This window comes from Nocardia sp. NBC_00565, assembly GCF_036345915.1.
In the GTDB taxonomy this organism is placed as follows: domain Bacteria; phylum Actinomycetota; class Actinomycetes; order Mycobacteriales; family Mycobacteriaceae; genus Nocardia.
The window spans coordinates 7,888,948-7,904,640 of the sequence record NZ_CP107785.1 but is presented as its reverse complement, the minus strand read 5'-3'; the positions used below and the strand labels follow the sequence as shown (position 1 = coordinate 7,904,640).

Here is a 15,693-nt window from a genome sequence, read left to right as displayed (position 1 = left end):
TCCGAATGTTGTCGGCGGACATCCAGCTACCCACCGATCACAATCCCTGAAGCCGGTGTATCGCAATCATTGTGCGCCTCTTTCGTGCGCGAGGTAAGGGGGCAACGGAGACTGCTGCGGGCCCGTCCCGCGCTCGCACGACGCCTACCTGCGGGTTAATAGTTCAACAAGTTGATTTGAGGTCGACCGTGAGGGGCTTCGGACGGGAACACCGCAGTGGCGTCGGCGCGCGTTGATACACGGATCGGGCAGCACAAGAAGTCATGGCTAATATTTAGTTAATCTCAGGTTTGCTGCGTCGATGATGGGCATCGGTGGGGTCAGGGGCCGCCGGGGAGGCGGCGGCGGCCGGTGGTGACCTCGTCGGCCAAATCCTCGTAGCCGACGGCTAATTCGGCCAAACGCTCCCAGGCGTCGCCGAGGTCGTTGTCGGATGGGCTGGCCAGGGCGGTGTAGGCGATCGCGGTGTACTCGGCGAGGCGGTCGATCACGGTGCCCAGTGTTTCGGTGTGCACCGAGGCGCAACCGTGCGCCGGCGGTAGGTGTGCGTAGACCCAGCGATCGATCTCGCGGACCAAACCTGCTCTGCGGCAATTGATATCGGTGCCCTGATGCTCATCGGACGGGCTGCGTTCGTGCAGGCAGGCGAGTTCATAGGCCGCGCGTAGCAGTGGGTGGGCGGTGTGTTCGACGCCGCGACAGGCGCGCAGGACGTCCCCTTTGGTCGGCAGCGGTTCGATCAGCACGGCGGTCCTCGAAGCTCGGTTCGTATCGGTGAATTCGGGTGCACCCGGCCGAATCTGCGGATAACAGCATTCCGTTGTGATCCAATAGGTTTCTCAGTTTCCTTGGACTCCCCGGCCGGGCGCGGCAACAGCACAGCACGCGACAGGCGGAGGAGTCAGCGTCTTCATGGGGATTTCATTCCGATCGCGCCGAACGGCGAGGCCAAGATCCATTTGCGGAGATCGGTACATACACGCACGAATCACCTTCACATCCGAGAACTGAGGCAGGGGGCCCATGTCGGAATCAGGAAGCACTGTGCCGCGACGGCAACTGGGACGGCACCTCCGAGACCTGCGCTTGCAGGCCGGAATGACCATGCCGGAAGCCGCGCGGCTGATCGAACGCGGCACGACCACGCTACAGCGATTGGAGACGGGACAGACGCACAAGATACGACTGCTCGATATTCGGGAGCTGTGCAGTGTGTACAGCGCAAGCGATGTCGTCACCGCCGGATTGCTCGGGCTGGCGCAGGAGGCGTCGGGGAAGAGTTGGTGGCATGACTACGGGAAGCTGATCCCGGAGGACTTCAATGTCTACGTGGGGTTGGAGGCGGCTGCGCGCAGGCTGACGTCGTATTCGCCCGACGTGGTGTTGGGGCTGTTGCAGACTCCGGACTATGCACGCATTCTGGCCCGCACGGCGAGCCCTACCGACACCCCTGACGAAATCGAACGACGGGTGCAACTGAAGCGACGTCGCCAGAACATTCTCACTCGCAAACGCCAACCAACCGAGTTCGATGTTGTACTGCTCGAGTGTGCGTTACGACGCGTGGTTGGGAGCCGCCAAATCATGGCTGCCCAACTGCGACACCTCGCCGACATGTCGACGCGACCGAACCTCACACTGCGGGTGCTCCCCTACAGTGCAGGCATCCCATTGGGAGATCCGGTTGGAATGTTCACAGTCGTCGACTTCGGACTGGACAAGAAGAACGAACCAATCGAGCCATCAGTCGTCTACCTCGAAAACTTCACGGGGGACTTATATCTGGAGTCGCAGGCAGACGTGGAGCGCTACCATGTGGCTCATGCGTCCATCCGACGCGCGGCGCTGGATGAGACGAACAGCAGGAGCCTGCTTCGGCAGCTAGCTAGGGAGTGCGCGACGTGAGCGACAAGTACGAGATCGACCTCGCAGGGGCTCGCTGGTTCAAGAGCACCCGAAGCTCCGGCACGAAGGACTGCGTCGAGGTCGCGTTCCTGTCCAGCAATCTCGTCGGTGTCCGGGACTCGAAGAATCCGGATGGCCCAGCCCTGGTGTTCGGTGGCGGCGCGTGGGATGCGTTCGCTGCCGCCATCTCTGATGGGGAATTCCGCCGGTCGTAGTCGATCGATTCGAGACCTCCCGCTCGTCTGACGCGGGAGGTCTCGATCTTGTTCCGCCTGCCCGCTCATTGCAGGTCGCGAGCGGCCGACGGTAAAGTGCGGGCCAGCGGGGGATGCGCGTGGCCCCTTGGCACTTGGTAGTAGTGAAGGGGTACGCGAATGACTGGTAGAGCGAAGGCATTGCCCGCTGCGGCCTTGGCCATTGGCGCGGCACTGGTGCTCGCCGGGTGCAATGGCGATTCGACGGAGGGGAAGCCGACTGCGGCCACCACGAGCGCACCGAAGACAACTGCCGCGGCGACGACATCGACCGCCCCTGAAGCCGCCGTTTGGGATCCGTGCACCATCCCCGATTCTGCGCTCACTGCGCTCGGGTTGAACACTTCCACCAAGGAAAACACCGTTGCCGGGGTCGACCCCACCGGCTGGAAGGTATGCAGTTGGCAGTCCGAGCCGAAGGCGTACACCTTTAGTGTCCTGTCATCGGAACACACACTCGAAGAGTCCAGGCAGCGCACCGACTATGTGGACTACATGCCCACAACTGTCGGTGCCCATCAGGCTCTTCAGTTTCGCGGCGCTGGTGCCACACACGACCTGGGGTGCTGGCTGGCCGTTGAGGTCCCCGCCGGAATCGTCGATTTCCACGTACTGAATCGATACGGCTCATCCGGGGCCAAAGCCGGTGAACCATGTGCCGAGACACGTCGACTCACTGAAGCCTTGGCCATGTATCTACCTGCACGTTGAGGAGGGGGAATGATAAGCGGCATCGATCCAGACCAATGGTCGCAATTACTGGAACGGGCGAATGCCGGTGAGCTGTCACTGTCACCTGAGGTCGGAAAAGACTTGGACAAGGTGTGCGACGACCACATCGACAGGCTGAACACTGTGCTGGCACTTACCGACAACATAAGCCGCATCACGGGATTCGGAGACTTCCCTTCGGGCAAGATCTTGGAGAAGAAGTTTTCGGAGACCGCATCCGGAACCGATCGCTCGCTCGACGCAGTGGTTAAACAGCACATCGATGCCGTCGAGACTGCGAAAGAGGTTGTGGCGAAGGCGATCGCAAACTTCGTCGCCCAAGACCAAGACCGCGCCTCCCAGTTGACGCAGGTGACTCCGGAATGACTTACGACGACTACCAGCGCCGCATCATCGAGGCGCAGGAACAGTGGAACCGCGACCGCGACTGGATCTACAAGACCGAGTCCGGTTACAACAACTTCGAAGGCGAGACACAACCGCCGCACGTCACCACCCCAGACAGCTACGACCACCTCACCCTCGAGCAAATGCAGACCGCCGTATCGGCGATGAAGCCGAAACTGGTCGATGACGCGGTCACGATGTGGGCGAATATCGGTCTGGAACTTCAGGGTTCGTTCGAAACCTTCAAACGCGAATTCGCCCGCACCATCACCGGCCAGAACGGCCACTCCGGCTGGACCGGCGCGGCAGCGCAGGCCGCGACGACCGCAGTGAACAACTACCACGAAAAGTCGATCCCACTGGCCACGGCGGCAACGCTGACCAGCCTCAAACTCTCCGAAATGAAGACCGGCCTCGAGCAGACCCAGGCACTCATGCCCGGCCTCACCGAACGCCCGGAGATCACCGGCAAGACGCTGCCCAAAGACGGCGTCATGAAGACCGACGAATACACCCAAACCGAGGCCGAGCAGGAGGGCCGCAGAATCCTGCGGACGGTCTACGGCCAGGTGGCGGGGCAGACCGATGTCGGCGTCCCGTATATGCCCACCGCGCCGACGATTACGAACGGCCCCGTCGTCCCGGTCACGCCGGGACCGAATCCTGGTGTGTCGCCGGGACCTTCGGGTGGTGGCGATTCCGGTACCGGCGACGGCGGCCAAACCGGCGGTGACTCGGGATCCGGCACAGGTGGGCAAACGGGAACCGAACCGTCGTCGGTCACGTCGGATTCCACGACGCCCACGAGTACGAATCCGCAAAGCACCACGCCGACAACGCAATCCACTTCACCCACCACCGCGACACCGACCACGTCCGGAACCAGCGGTCTGACCACGGGCACCCCGAACTCCGCGACACCCGGAATCGGCAGCCCCGCGAGTGGCCGCACCGGCTCGGGCAGTCCGGGCGGCACCGGTTCGGGTAGCCCGGGTCGCAGCGTCGCAGGTACTCCCACCAGCGGCACTACGGCAGCCGCCGCGGCCGCGCGCCAGAGCGGCACGGCAACAGGCCGTGCGGGATCGTCCGGCATGTCGGGCATGGGTGGGGCCGGTCAGGGGAAGGGCAGCGAGGAGGATCGCAAGAAGGGCGTTCCCGATTACCTGATCACCGCCGAGCACGGGCAGGAGGCCGCCGGACTGGATTCGCTGCCCAAGACCGTGCCCCCGGTGATCGGCGGTGACCACGACAGTGGCCAGCAGTACTAGGCTCAGTGGCCTGGAGTTCGAAATGCTTTGGGCCGCATACGGTCGCGACCGTATGCCCTACCCGCTGCACTACCGCACCGAGATCACCGAATTCGACGAGCTGGAACGCCACCGCGACGCCGCACTCACCACCCTGCTCGCGAAGTACTCACCCGAACTCGAACACGCCATCGAGGTGCTGCTCGAACCGGATGCCCGGGTGGAGTCGAAGGGTTTCGGCGGCCCCGACCTATCGCAGACCTACCGATTCCACGGCGCGGTCCGCGACCGCATGGGGGCCGCGCTCACCCAATTGCCCGGCGCCACCGCCGATACCGGCGGCGATGTGCTCATCACATACTGCACCGCACAGCAGGTCTGCACCCAAGCCGTCGACGCCTTGCCACGACGCGATCCCGGCACCCACCCCCGCCTGGAGCTCCGCCGCGAGGAGATCGCCGCCGACCGCGACCGCCACATCCGCCGCGCCCACGACCACGGCCCCCTCGAACAACTGAACCGCATTTTCCAACGCCCCCGCTCCGCCCTCGGCGAAATAACCATCTACGCAGGCCCAGCCGTCGACGCCCGCCCCACCCCCGGCCGCGGCTTCTGGTGGATGGACTACCCCGACGGCCGCTACTACATAAAAACCGGCAACCCCATAATCGCCACCCCCCTGGACGCCACCGCCATGTCCACCGAAATCCACCGCCTCCTAACTCTCACCCAGCGCTACCACCACGAAGACCGCGCCCACGACGAATACCTCCGCTCCCGCCACTGACCCACCCTCTCATCCGCTAAATGGCACCCCGCCCCATCAAGCCGAGTCAATTGGCGGCCGACCCTTAGGCTGAGCAACGGCCGCGATTCTTTTTGCTCGTTAGGTAGGTCTGCATGGTTGGAGGCCGATACCTTCCGAAACGAGAGGATCTCCATCGATGAACAACCAGCAGACGACCGCTCCGACGTCGCGGCTCGACCGAGCATTCACCAGTACCCGGGCCGTTCTGGCCGCCGTCCGGCCCGACCAGCTCGATGTGCCGACACCGTGTGCTTCATGGGATGTGCGGGAGCTGATCAATCATTTCATCGGCACGGCGCACTGGGCCGCGGCGGTGATGAGCGACAACGATGTCACCGACCAGCGGGATTTCACCGCGGGTGACTATCTCGCGACCTACGACACGTACATCCGAGATGCGCTGGCCGCCTTCGAAACCCCCGGCGCCCTCGACAAGACGGTCAGGCTGTCATTCGCAGAGATGTCCGGGGCTGCCTTCATGGGCCTGGCCACGGTGGACCAGTTCACCCACGGCTGGGATCTGGCCCGGGCGATCGGTCGGGCCACGGATCTAGACCCCGAACTTGCGGAGGAACTACTGATCCAGGCGAAGGCCACCGTCGCCGATGCGCTGCGCGGTCCCGACGGCGTAGCCCCGTTCGGCCCGGTTGCCGAAACGCCCGCCGATGCCGTTCCCGCCGACAGGCTCGCCGCCTTCCTCGGGCGAACCAGCTGAGGCGAGAGCACAATCGATCGGATGAACGGAGACGGCTCGGTGGGCCCGGACAACGCGTCGTTCGTGCGCGATACCGAGCCGTTCCGTCGCGAGCTGCTGGCACACTGCTATCGGATGCTGGGATCGGCCGATGACGCCGAGGATCTTGTGCAAGAGACCTACCTCCGCGCGTGGCGCTCCTACGACGGGTTCGAAGGCAGGTCCTCGGTGCGCACCTGGCTGTACCGGATCGCGACCAACGCCTGCCTGACTGCGCTGCAACACCACAGTCGCCGCGTGCTGCCCTCCGGTCTCGGTGAACCCGAACCGTACCCGGCGGCCGCCGCGCAACGTGCGGAATCGAATATCAGTTGGCTGCAACCGATTTCCGATGCACTGGTGATCCCGGAGTCGGCGGATCCGGCGGTAGTCTTCGCGGCGCGGCAGGGGCTGCGGCTGGCGCTCATCGCCAGCTTGCAGTACCTGCCCGGTACGCAGCGGGCGGTACTCATTCTGCGGGATGTGCTGGCCTTCCCGGCGGTCGAGGTCGCGGCCATGCTCGGCACGAGCACGCCCGCGGTCAAAAGCACTCTGCAGCGTGCCCGTGCTCGATTGCGGGAACTGTCACCGAGGCCGGATGCTCTTGCCGAACCCGCTGAATCGCATGCGAGGGCGCTGCTCGACCGGTACATGGCAGCTTTCCAGAATGCGGATGCGGCCGAACTCGAGCGTTTGCTCTGCGACGAGTCCACACTGGAGGCGCCGCCGATACAGACCTGGTTTGCGGGCCGCAGGACTTGCGTGCCCTTCTTGCGCCGATATGTTCTGGGCGCCGAGGGGGACTGGCTCATGCTGCCTACCGGCGCGAACGGGCAGCCCGCAGCCGTCGGCTATCGCCGCGGCGACGACGGTGACTACCACGCATATGGAGTGGTCGTGCTCACCGTGACACCCACGGGTATTGCCGGGGTGGTCTCCTTCGGCGATCCGAAGTTGGTGCCCTCTTTCGGATTTCCGTCCGTAGTCCCGGCCGGCTGAAAATTCTCTGTTCGGTAGCGGCGCTTCGGCGCCGGAGACTGGACGGGCTACGCCGCCGACGTCAGCAGCCGATCACGTCAGCAACGAGCTGAGCCCACCGACCGACGTTGACAAGAGCGACCGCACGGTGCGAATCTGTCCGCACATCCGTCGGCTCAGCGTCCGCCGGCAGCGCAGCTCGCAACCCGCTGTCAGTAGCCGACGCGATCACATGCCGCCGCCGGTGATCGACACCGTGGTTGTTTGCGTCTCGCCAACCGATCAGGCAGCGCCAACCACATTCGGCATCCGAGCCGCCCATCGGCGCGCCCACCCATCACACGGTTGATAGCCGCGCACGCGTGCCTAATGCCGCCCCGCTCAACCGGGTCACGCGGCGGCACGACATCCAGCGATCCCCCCGAGATCCGAACGACGGATCCGACACGTCCGCAAACCGCGAAATCAATTCCGACACAACAGAAATAAGAGAGGACACACGAATATGTCTCTACCGCAGAGAGTTACCGACGGTCCCGAACGCGTCCTGCTCGAGAACATGCTCGACCGCAACCGGGCTGGGCTCATCGACACCGTGCGCGGGTTGTCGGACGAAGAGGCCCGCCGTCGCCTAGTGCCGTCGCTGACCACGCCGATCGCGTTGATCAAACACGCCGCCGCCGCCGAACGGATCTGGTTCCAACGCTTCCTCGAATCCGGAGGCGACACACCCCGTCCGGGCGAGGTCGCCAGCTTCGCGGTCGGGGCGAACGAGACCCTCGCTGAGGTCATTGCGGAGTTCGAGCGTGCCAGCGAACGATCCCGAGTGATCGCCGCGCAATACGACCTGAATGACACGAAACAACACCCGCGCGCCGGCACGGTCAGCATCAGGTGGATCTACCTGCTCATGATCGAGGAGTTCGCTCGCCACGCGGGCCACAGCGACATCCTGTGCGAACAGCTTGCCGCCGCACACGCCCAGTAGTCACGCTCCTCGCCACAGGACATCCCGATCCAAATACACCGGCCTACGACAGGTATTCGGACAGTTCGAATATCCGACGGTGCCATTTCCGGACAAGCCGCCGTCATCGAAACCAGCTGTGGCTCGAACACGACCGGCCCTGCCCGCCCGAACAGATCGCCGAACAGTCCTCGCACCTCATACGCGCCGTGCTCGAGTCGGTCACCGAACAATGACCACCACAGCCGACCGCGCCGCCGCCCGCGATTCGGACACCGCCGAGACCGACTGCCGAGGCCGGCAGCACCGTCGATGACGTCTCCGAAGATTTCGATACTTCGAGGTGGCGGCCGTCTGATAACACTCTCTAGCTGACTCTAGAAAATCTAAGAGATGTCCCGATGAACGGGAAAGAGCCCACCGATCATGAAAATCTACTCTAATCTATCGCCTGACCTATAAGCTCCTAGATTCGCGAATAGACGCGGTCGCAGACCTGACGATGTCGATCGCCAGCGTCAGTTGAACAACGCGTACATAACGAGCGGTATGGAGCGCTAACGGCGTGGGCATCCAATCCGACAACCGGGCAAGAACGCTCCGTATCGGGTGTCCCACGAGGCACAGGAGAACTTCATGTCCACGACCATCGCCCGCCGGGCCGCCGACCTCGACGGCCACCACATCACGGTGTCGGCCGACGACGGCGTTCCGATCGCAGTCCGCACCTTCGGCGCCGACGACGCACCCCTGACCGTTGTCTTCGTACACGGCCACTGCCTGCGCACCGAGTCCTGGTCGTTCCTGCGCGATCAACTGCTGCGGCAGTGGAGCACGGATACCCGAATGGTTTTCTACGACCACCGTGGACACGGTGCCTCCGGCGTCGCCGATCCCTCGACCTACACCATCGACCAGCTCGGCCACGACCTCGACGCCGTGCTGCGGGCGGTCGTGCCGACCGGTCCGATCGTCCTGGTCGGACATTCGATGGGCGCGATGGTGACCCTGGCCTACGCCCGGCTGTTTCCGGCGGCGATCGGCACCCGGTTGGTCGGTGTCGGCCTGATCGCGGGCGCGGCCAACGGCATCACCGAGGTGGGGCTCGGGCGCCTCCTGAACCGGCGCGCGGTGAATTCGCTGCAAGTCGCGGTGTTGCGCGCGCCGCGGCTCATGCAAGCCTCCAAGCGCCTGACCCGCCGGATCTTCGAGCCGATCACCCGCGAGGCGAATATGGGCACCAAGCGAACCAATCGGCGCATGATCGCGGTGGCCGCGACGATGATGAACGACACGCCGCTGCTCACCATGTCGAGCTTCCTCGCCTCGCTGATCACCTTCGACGAGACCGCCTCGCTGCACCGGCTCAGCAGCATCCCCGCGCTGGTACTGGCCGGTTCGGCCGACATCGTGGTGCCGTTCGCGCATTCAGTGGTGCTCGCCTCGCAACTGGCCTGCTCGGAACTGGTCCGGCTCGAGGGCGCGGGCCACGGCGTCCACCTGGAGCGGGCCGAAGAGGTGGCATCGTCCATCGTCGGCCTGGTCGACCGGGTCCTTACCGCCATGCGCGGCCACGGATACGCCACAGCCAGCTGACCGGCATGCGGCGGGAGAGCCGAGCCAAAACGCAATTCCTCGCGTACTGTGTTAAAGATCACGTTGTGTGGTGAGTCACACGACTTGGTAAAGCGCGGTCCCAGGCAGACCCTGGAACCAGCCGCTACCCACCGAGTTCGTCTGTCCGCCAAGGAACACAGGAGGTATCGATGACACGCAGCGACATAGCGGAACTCCGCTACGCGGTCGGCCAGCTCCGGCAATCCATCGGCGCGCTGCGCTCCCATTATGGCGATGCCAATACGGTGCGGCGGCTGGAAAACGACCTCGAGCGGCTCGTCATCGATGCCGACGAACTCGAGCAGTCGCCACCGCAGGAGGTCGGCCGCCGTCCGCAGGAGACCATCTACGTCCCGGACAGCAAGTCCGATGAGGCGGCGTGGATGGGCGCGCAGGACGAGGGACTCGGCTTCCACTCACGCCCGCGCACGAAATAGCGCAACTCTCCGGTTCGCGGACCCGACGCTCCCCCGCCTCCCCGGATCTTTTGCCGGTCGTCAGGCGCGCCGCGACTTCCGTCGCGGACCGGCGGTGGGTAACTCGTCGGCCTTTGGGCGTTCCCGACGAGTTACCCACGTCCTCACGAAATCAGTTGCCGCGTCAGGCGCGGTGCCGACCCGACCTGCGCGACGCCCGGACGCCATGGAATCGAGCCCCACGCGGCGTCTCCATGATCGGGGCCGTGCCCGCCGATTCGAACAGGGCCGCGATGCCGTGGTCATGGCCGAGTGCGATCGCCTCCAACCCGTAGTTGCCGTTGGTTCTGGCCAACTCGTGCAGCATCGTGGTCATGATGCGCAGGCCGGTGGCGCCGACTGGATGACCGAGTGCGATCGCCGAGCCGTTGACGTTGAGCCGGTCGCGCGGGTCCAGTTCCCAGGCCCGCGCCAGCGCGAGCACTTCCACCGCGAAACCCTCGTTGACCTCGATCAAATCCAGATCGTCGAGGGTGAATCCGGTCCGCCCGAGCAGTTTCGCGACGGCCGGAGCGGCGCCGAGAGTCGCTGTGTCCGAATCACATCCGGCCGCGGCCCAGCCGACGAGATAGGCCATCGGCACCAGCCCGAATTCGTCGAGCCGGTCCTCGGCGACGACCAGGCAGGCCGATGCGCCGTTCCGATGCGAACTCATATTGCCTTCGGTGACCACCCCGCGCGCGATCAGCGGATGCAGCGCGGCCAGCGCATGGGTGGAGACATCCTCGCGGACGCCTTCGTCGCGCATGATCCGATGCCGCGCCGCGGTGTCGAAACTGTTCCAGTCGTTGGCATCCTCGACAACGCCGACCGGGATCACCTCGGCGGTGAAGGTGCCCTGCCGCCAGGCACGCGCGGCCTTGCGATGGCTGGCGACCGCGAACTGGTCGGCCTCTTCTCGGCTGATTCCGTAGTAGCGAGCCAGGTCTTCGGCGTTCGCCAGATCGCCGCTCTGGAATGGATCGCACCCGGCAGCTGTGTTTCGACCGACCGGCGAGCAGTCGCCGGCGGCCGAACACTCGACACCACCGGCCACCACCACATCGGCCGCTCCGGTCTGCACCATCATCGCCGCGGTGATCACCGCCTGCAGCCCGCTACCGCAGCGGCAGTCGGTCAGGAATCCGGGCACCGCGAACGGCAATCCGGCGCCGCGTGCGGCCAACCTACTCAGTTCGGGCGCGCCGGCCCGGTTGTCGACACAGGCCATCGCGACATCCTCGATGCGCAGCGGATTGATGCCCGAGCGCGCGATCACCGCCGAAAGGACGGTCGAGGCCAGCCATTCCGGCGACATTCCGGACAGTGCGCCGCCTTCGATACCGCTCGGGGTGCGGACCGGCGCCACGATCGCGGCTCTTCTCATATCGGTGTCTCCCTTCCCCGGGCTCAGCCGTGCGACGGTCGTATCAGCGCACGTCAGCGGGCGAATCTCCAGGAAAGGTGACCATAGATTTATTGCCGCCGTGTGACGTTCGTGCGGCCGAAATTCGACCACTGGATTCCGGACCGGCGGCCTCGCTCGAATCATGTTCCGGGCAGGCGAGTTCGAAGGGTTCGCAGTCGGCTCGCACCGGGCGCGGAGGGCAAACCTAGATCGAATGTGGCGGAAATCACGGACCTGAGGGTGGGTCAGGTTTGGCAGGACCCCGCTGCGCGATAGCGGGGGTGTCGTATGGTGCTCAGCATCACATTCGATTGCGGAGGTCACGGGGACCGTCCGCACAGCAGATCAGCGAGGCATCCACCTGTGAGTGCCGCACCGACCGCCAGCCCGGAAACGGGAACCGGCGTCTTCAGCAAGACCAGGGCCGCCATCTCCGTGCGCACACTGCGCACCGACCGATGGTGGGTTCCACCGCTAGCGACGGCCATAGGACTGGCCGCCTTCGTCATCTACGCGACGATCAGATCGTATGTGCGAACGGCATATTGGGTGCCGGAGTACCACTACCTGACGCCGTTCTATTCACCGTGCGTGAGCACCGACTGCGTCGAGGGTTCAACCCACTTCGGCGCCTGGTTCGGCCACATCCCCGCGATCCTGCCGCTGGGCTTCCTGGTCCTGCCGTTCCTGCTCGGATTCCGGCTGACCTGCTACTACTACCGCAAGGCCTACTACCGCGCGGTGTGGTTCTCCCCGCCCGCGTGCGCGGTCGCCGAACCGAAGGCCAAGTACACCGGCGAGACCAGGCTGCCGCTGATCATCCAGAACGCGCACCGCTACTTCTTCTATGTGGCCGTGCTCGTTTCGCTGATCAACACCTACGACGCGATCACCGCGTTCCACGGCAAGACCGGCGGGTTCGGCTTCGGCCTCGGCAATATCGTGCTGCTCGCCAACGTGATCCTGCTGTGGGCCTACACCCTGTCCTGCCATTCCTGCCGCCACATCATGGGCGGCAAGCTCAAGCACTTCTCCGCCCATCCGACGCGGTACTGGTTCTGGACCCAGGTGTCCAAGCTCAACACCCGCCATATGGCGTTGGCCTGGACCACGCTCGGCACCCTCGCACTGACCGACTTCTACGTGATGTTGGTTGCCAGCGACACGATTTCAGATCTGCGGTTCATCAACTAACCGCCCTCACAAACCAGGAGTTTCGCGGCCATGCCAGAAGTGGAACGGCACAAGTACGACGTCGTCGTCATCGGTGCCGGTGGCGCCGGACTGCGCGCGGTGATCGAAGCACGCGAACACGGTCTCTCCGTCGCGGTGGTGTGCAAGTCGTTGTTCGGCAAAGCGCACACCGTGATGGCCGAGGGCGGTTGCGCCGCCTCGATGGGTAATGCCAACGAAAAGGACAACTGGCAAACCCATTTCAAGGACACCATGCGCGGTGGCAAGTTCCTCAACAACTGGCGCATGGCCGAATTGCACGCCCAGGAGGCCCCCGACCGGGTGTGGGAGCTGGAAACCTATGGGGCGCTGTTCGATCGGACCGCCGACGGCCGGATCAGCCAGCGCAACTTCGGCGGCCACACCTACCCGCGGCTGGCGCACGTCGGCGACCGCACCGGGCTGGAGATCATCCGCACCATGCAGCAGAAGATCGTGTCGCTGCAGCAGGAGGATTTCGCGGAGACCGGCGACTACGAATCGCGCATCAAGGTTTTCGCCGAATGCACCATCACCGAACTGTTGAAGGACGGCGACCGGATCTCCGGCGCGTTCGGCTACTGGCGCGAGTCCGGGCGGTTCGTCCTGTTCGAGACGCCGGCCGTGGTGCTGGCCACCGGCGGTATCGGCAAGTCCTACAAGGTCACCTCCAACTCGTGGGAGTACACCGGCGACGGACACGCGCTGGCACTGCGGGCCGGGGCGACGCTGATCAATATGGAGTTCCTGCAGTTCCATCCGACCGGTATGGTCTGGCCGCCCAGCGTGAAGGGTATCCTCGTCACCGAGGGTGTGCGCGGTGACGGCGGGGTGCTGAAGAACTCCGAGGGCAAGCGGTTCATGTTCGAGTACATCCCGCCGGTCTTCAAGGGGCAGTACGCCGAAACCGAAGATGAGGCCGATCAGTGGTTGCGCGATAACGACTCCGCCCGCCGCACCCCGGATCTGCTGCCCCGCGACGAGGTGGCCCGCGCCATCAACTCGGAGGTGAAGGCGGGCCGGGGCACCGAACACGGTGGCGTATTCCTGGATATCGCCTCGCGGCTGCCCGCCGAGGAGATCCGGCGGCGGCTGCCCTCGATGCACCATCAGTTCAAAGAGCTCGCGGACGTGGACATTACGAAGGAGCCGATGGAAGTCGGCCCGACCTGCCACTACGTGATGGGCGGAATCGAGGTCGATCCGGATACCGGTGCGGCCACGGTGCTCGGATTGTTCGCCGCCGGTGAGTGTTCGGGCGGTATGCACGGCTCGAACCGGCTCGGTGGCAATTCGCTCTCGGACCTGCTGGTCTTCGGTCGACGGGCCGGACTCGGCGCCGCCACCTACGTCGAACAACTGTCCGAGCGGCCCGCCGTCACCGATGCCGATATCGCCACGGCCGCGAAAGATGCCGTGGCACCGTTCGATCCCCCCGCCGAAGGGTCGGGAGAGAACCCCTACACCCTGCACACCGATCTGCAGCAGGCGATGAACGATCTGGTCGGCATCATCCGCAAGGACCACGAACTGCGCGAGGCCGTCGAGCGTCTCGCCGAATTGCGCACCCGCTTCGACGGTGTCGTGGTGGAGGGACATCGGCAGTTCAACCCGGGCTGGCATCTCGCCCTCGACCTGCGCAATATGCTCTTGATCAGCGAATGTGTCGCACAGGCAGCACTTTTGCGCACCGAGAGCCGGGGCGGGCACACTCGCGACGACTTCCCGACGATGGATCCGGCATGGCGCAACAAGCTGCTGGTGTGCGCGATCGATCCGGCCGACGCGGACGGTCCGGTGCCGGGCGTGCGCGTCACCCCGGAGGACCAGATCCCGATGCGCGACGACCTGCTCTCACTCTTCGACCTCGGTGAACTCGAAAAGTATTACAATCAAGCCGATCTCGCCTCCCATCCGGCGACCTCGGTGACAGCCACGGAAGGCGAGGCGTAAGAATGGGTTACGACGCCAAATTCCGCGTGTGGCGCGGCGATATCGACGGTGGCGAATTGCACGACTTCACCGTCGAGGTGAACGAGGGCGAGGTGGTGCTCGACATCATCCACCGGCTGCAAGCCACGCAAGCGCCCGATCTCGCGGTGCGGTGGAATTGCAAAGCGGGCAAATGTGGTTCGTGTTCGGCCGAGGTGAATGGGCGGCCGAAGCTGCTGTGTATGACCCGGATGTCGACCTTCCAGCCCGATGAGCTGATCACCGTCACACCGATGCGCACCTTCCCGGTGATCCGGGATCTGGTGACCGATGTGTCGTTCAACTACCAGAAGGCGAGGGAGATACCGTCTTTCACGCCGCCGGACGATTTGAAACCGGGCGACTACCGGATGCAGCAGGTCGATGTGGAGCGCTCGCAGGAGTTCCGCAAATGCATCGAATGCTTCCTGTGCCAGGACACCTGTCACGTGGTGCGCGATCACGAGGAGAACAAGGAGGCATTCGCCGGTCCGCGCTTCCTGATGCGGATCGCCGAATTGGAGATGCATCCGCTCGATGTGGCCGACCGCCGCGATCTGGCACAGGAGGAGCAGGGGCTCGGCCTCTGCAATATCACCAAATGCTGCACCGAGGTCTGCCCGGAGCACATCAAGATCACCGACAACGCCCTGATTCCGATGAAGGAACGCGTGGCGGATAAGAAGTACGATCCGCTGGTCTGGTTGGGCAACAAGCTCTTCCGGCGCTGATCAGCTACCGGACCACCGGCCGGGTGTTACTGCCCGGCCGGTCGGCGCACCCGCTATAACAACGCGACGACTCCGACGGCGACGATCCATACCAGCACTCCGACGAACAGTGCCGACAGGAACGAGCCGGTCAGTACGAACACGCCGACCGCCGACACCGCGAAAAGCAGTGCCACGATCAGCCATTCCACCCAATCGCCCGGCCGCAATTTCTTGTACCGGGGATGGGAACTCTTGAGCCCACGGTCCACAAGTTGTTGTCTACCCGTAATTGCCGTTGGCAAACGC

17 protein-coding genes are annotated in these 15,693 nt (G+C 64.5%); 14 read left to right on the top strand and 3 right to left on the bottom strand.

From position 1 onward, the window contains the following. Window positions 1-320: 320 nt before the first annotated feature. Entirely contained in the window at window positions 321-746 is a 426-nt protein-coding gene (locus tag OG874_RS36430; protein WP_330251582.1) for a DUF4254 domain-containing protein, read from the bottom strand. Window positions 747-1,023: 277 nt separating this feature from the next. On the opposite strand from OG874_RS36430, the gene OG874_RS36425 reads away from it, so the two are divergent. The 11 genes from OG874_RS36425 to OG874_RS36375 all read left to right on the top strand — a co-directional run bounded on the left by OG874_RS36425 (window position 1,024) and on the right by OG874_RS36375 (window position 10,065). Further along, window positions 1,024-1,905 (top strand): helix-turn-helix domain-containing protein, encoded by an 882-nt coding sequence (locus tag OG874_RS36425; protein WP_330251581.1) that lies wholly within the window; start codon window positions 1,024-1,026, stop codon window positions 1,903-1,905. Continuing rightward, a complete protein-coding gene (locus tag OG874_RS36420) occupies window positions 1,902-2,120 on the top strand; it encodes a DUF397 domain-containing protein (protein WP_330251580.1) in 219 nt (72 codons plus the stop codon). The genes OG874_RS36425 and OG874_RS36420 overlap by 4 nt, the downstream gene beginning before the upstream one ends. 159 nt (window positions 2,121-2,279) lie before the next feature. Then, entirely contained in the window at window positions 2,280-2,870 is a 591-nt protein-coding gene (locus tag OG874_RS36415; protein WP_330251579.1) for a DUF3558 domain-containing protein, read from the top strand. Window positions 2,871-2,879: 9 nt separating this feature from the next. Next, window positions 2,880-3,257 (top strand): hypothetical protein, encoded by a 378-nt coding sequence (locus OG874_RS36410; RefSeq protein WP_330251578.1) that lies wholly within the window; start codon window positions 2,880-2,882, stop codon window positions 3,255-3,257. Then, entirely contained in the window at window positions 3,254-4,546 is a 1,293-nt protein-coding gene (locus tag OG874_RS36405; RefSeq protein WP_330251577.1) for a hypothetical protein, read from the top strand. The genes OG874_RS36410 and OG874_RS36405 overlap by 4 nt, the downstream gene beginning before the upstream one ends. Then, window positions 4,518-5,312, top strand: coding sequence for an ESX secretion-associated protein EspG (locus OG874_RS36400; RefSeq protein ID WP_330251576.1), 795 nt, complete (start codon window positions 4,518-4,520; stop codon window positions 5,310-5,312). Before OG874_RS36405 ends, OG874_RS36400 begins: the two co-directional genes overlap by 29 nt. Before the next feature lie 157 nt (window positions 5,313-5,469). Further along, the gene (locus OG874_RS36395; RefSeq protein WP_330251575.1) at window positions 5,470-6,048 is read left to right on the top strand and encodes a TIGR03086 family metal-binding protein; all 579 of its coding nucleotides are present in this window, start codon (window positions 5,470-5,472) and stop codon (window positions 6,046-6,048) included. A 21-nt stretch (window positions 6,049-6,069) separates the two neighbouring features. Further along, window positions 6,070-7,065 (top strand): sigma-70 family RNA polymerase sigma factor, encoded by a 996-nt coding sequence (locus tag OG874_RS36390; RefSeq protein ID WP_330251574.1) that lies wholly within the window; start codon window positions 6,070-6,072, stop codon window positions 7,063-7,065. Window positions 7,066-7,549: 484 nt separating this feature from the next. After that, window positions 7,550-8,032 carry a DinB family protein gene (locus OG874_RS36385; protein WP_330251573.1) on the top strand — a complete coding sequence of 161 codons (483 nt, stop codon included), beginning with the start codon at window positions 7,550-7,552 and terminating at the stop codon, window positions 8,030-8,032. Window positions 8,033-8,647: 615 nt separating this feature from the next. Beyond that, window positions 8,648-9,607 carry an alpha/beta fold hydrolase gene (locus OG874_RS36380; RefSeq protein WP_330251572.1) on the top strand — a complete coding sequence of 320 codons (960 nt, stop codon included), beginning with the start codon at window positions 8,648-8,650 and terminating at the stop codon, window positions 9,605-9,607. 170 nt (window positions 9,608-9,777) lie between these two features. Then, window positions 9,778-10,065 carry a hypothetical protein gene (locus tag OG874_RS36375; RefSeq protein WP_330251571.1) on the top strand — a complete coding sequence of 96 codons (288 nt, stop codon included), beginning with the start codon at window positions 9,778-9,780 and terminating at the stop codon, window positions 10,063-10,065. A 163-nt stretch (window positions 10,066-10,228) separates the two neighbouring features. On the opposite strand, the gene OG874_RS36370 is transcribed toward OG874_RS36375, so the two are convergent. After that, window positions 10,229-11,470: an acetyl-CoA C-acyltransferase gene (locus tag OG874_RS36370; RefSeq protein ID WP_330251570.1), complete on the bottom strand. Its 1,242-nt coding sequence runs from the start codon at window positions 11,468-11,470 to the stop codon at window positions 10,229-10,231. Between the two features lie 384 nt (window positions 11,471-11,854). On the opposite strand from OG874_RS36370, the gene OG874_RS36365 reads away from it, so the two are divergent. The 3 genes from OG874_RS36365 to OG874_RS36355 are packed head-to-tail and all read left to right on the top strand — an operon-like array spanning window position 11,855 to window position 15,405. Continuing rightward, a complete protein-coding gene (locus OG874_RS36365) occupies window positions 11,855-12,685 on the top strand; it encodes a hypothetical protein (protein ID WP_330251569.1) in 831 nt (276 codons plus the stop codon). 30 nt (window positions 12,686-12,715) lie between these two features. Next, window positions 12,716-14,656 (top strand): fumarate reductase/succinate dehydrogenase flavoprotein subunit, encoded by a 1,941-nt coding sequence (locus tag OG874_RS36360; RefSeq protein WP_330251568.1) that lies wholly within the window; start codon window positions 12,716-12,718, stop codon window positions 14,654-14,656. A 2-nt stretch (window positions 14,657-14,658) separates the two neighbouring features. After that, complete coding sequence (locus tag OG874_RS36355; RefSeq protein WP_330251567.1) at window positions 14,659-15,405, top strand: succinate dehydrogenase/fumarate reductase iron-sulfur subunit; 747 nt, start codon at window positions 14,659-14,661, stop codon at window positions 15,403-15,405. Between the two features lie 53 nt (window positions 15,406-15,458). Here OG874_RS36355 and OG874_RS36350 read toward each other — a convergent pair whose 3' ends face one another. Then, the gene (locus OG874_RS36350; protein ID WP_330251566.1) at window positions 15,459-15,656 is read right to left on the bottom strand and encodes a hypothetical protein; all 198 of its coding nucleotides are present in this window, start codon (window positions 15,654-15,656) and stop codon (window positions 15,459-15,461) included. Between the last annotated feature and the right edge of the window lie 37 nt (window positions 15,657-15,693).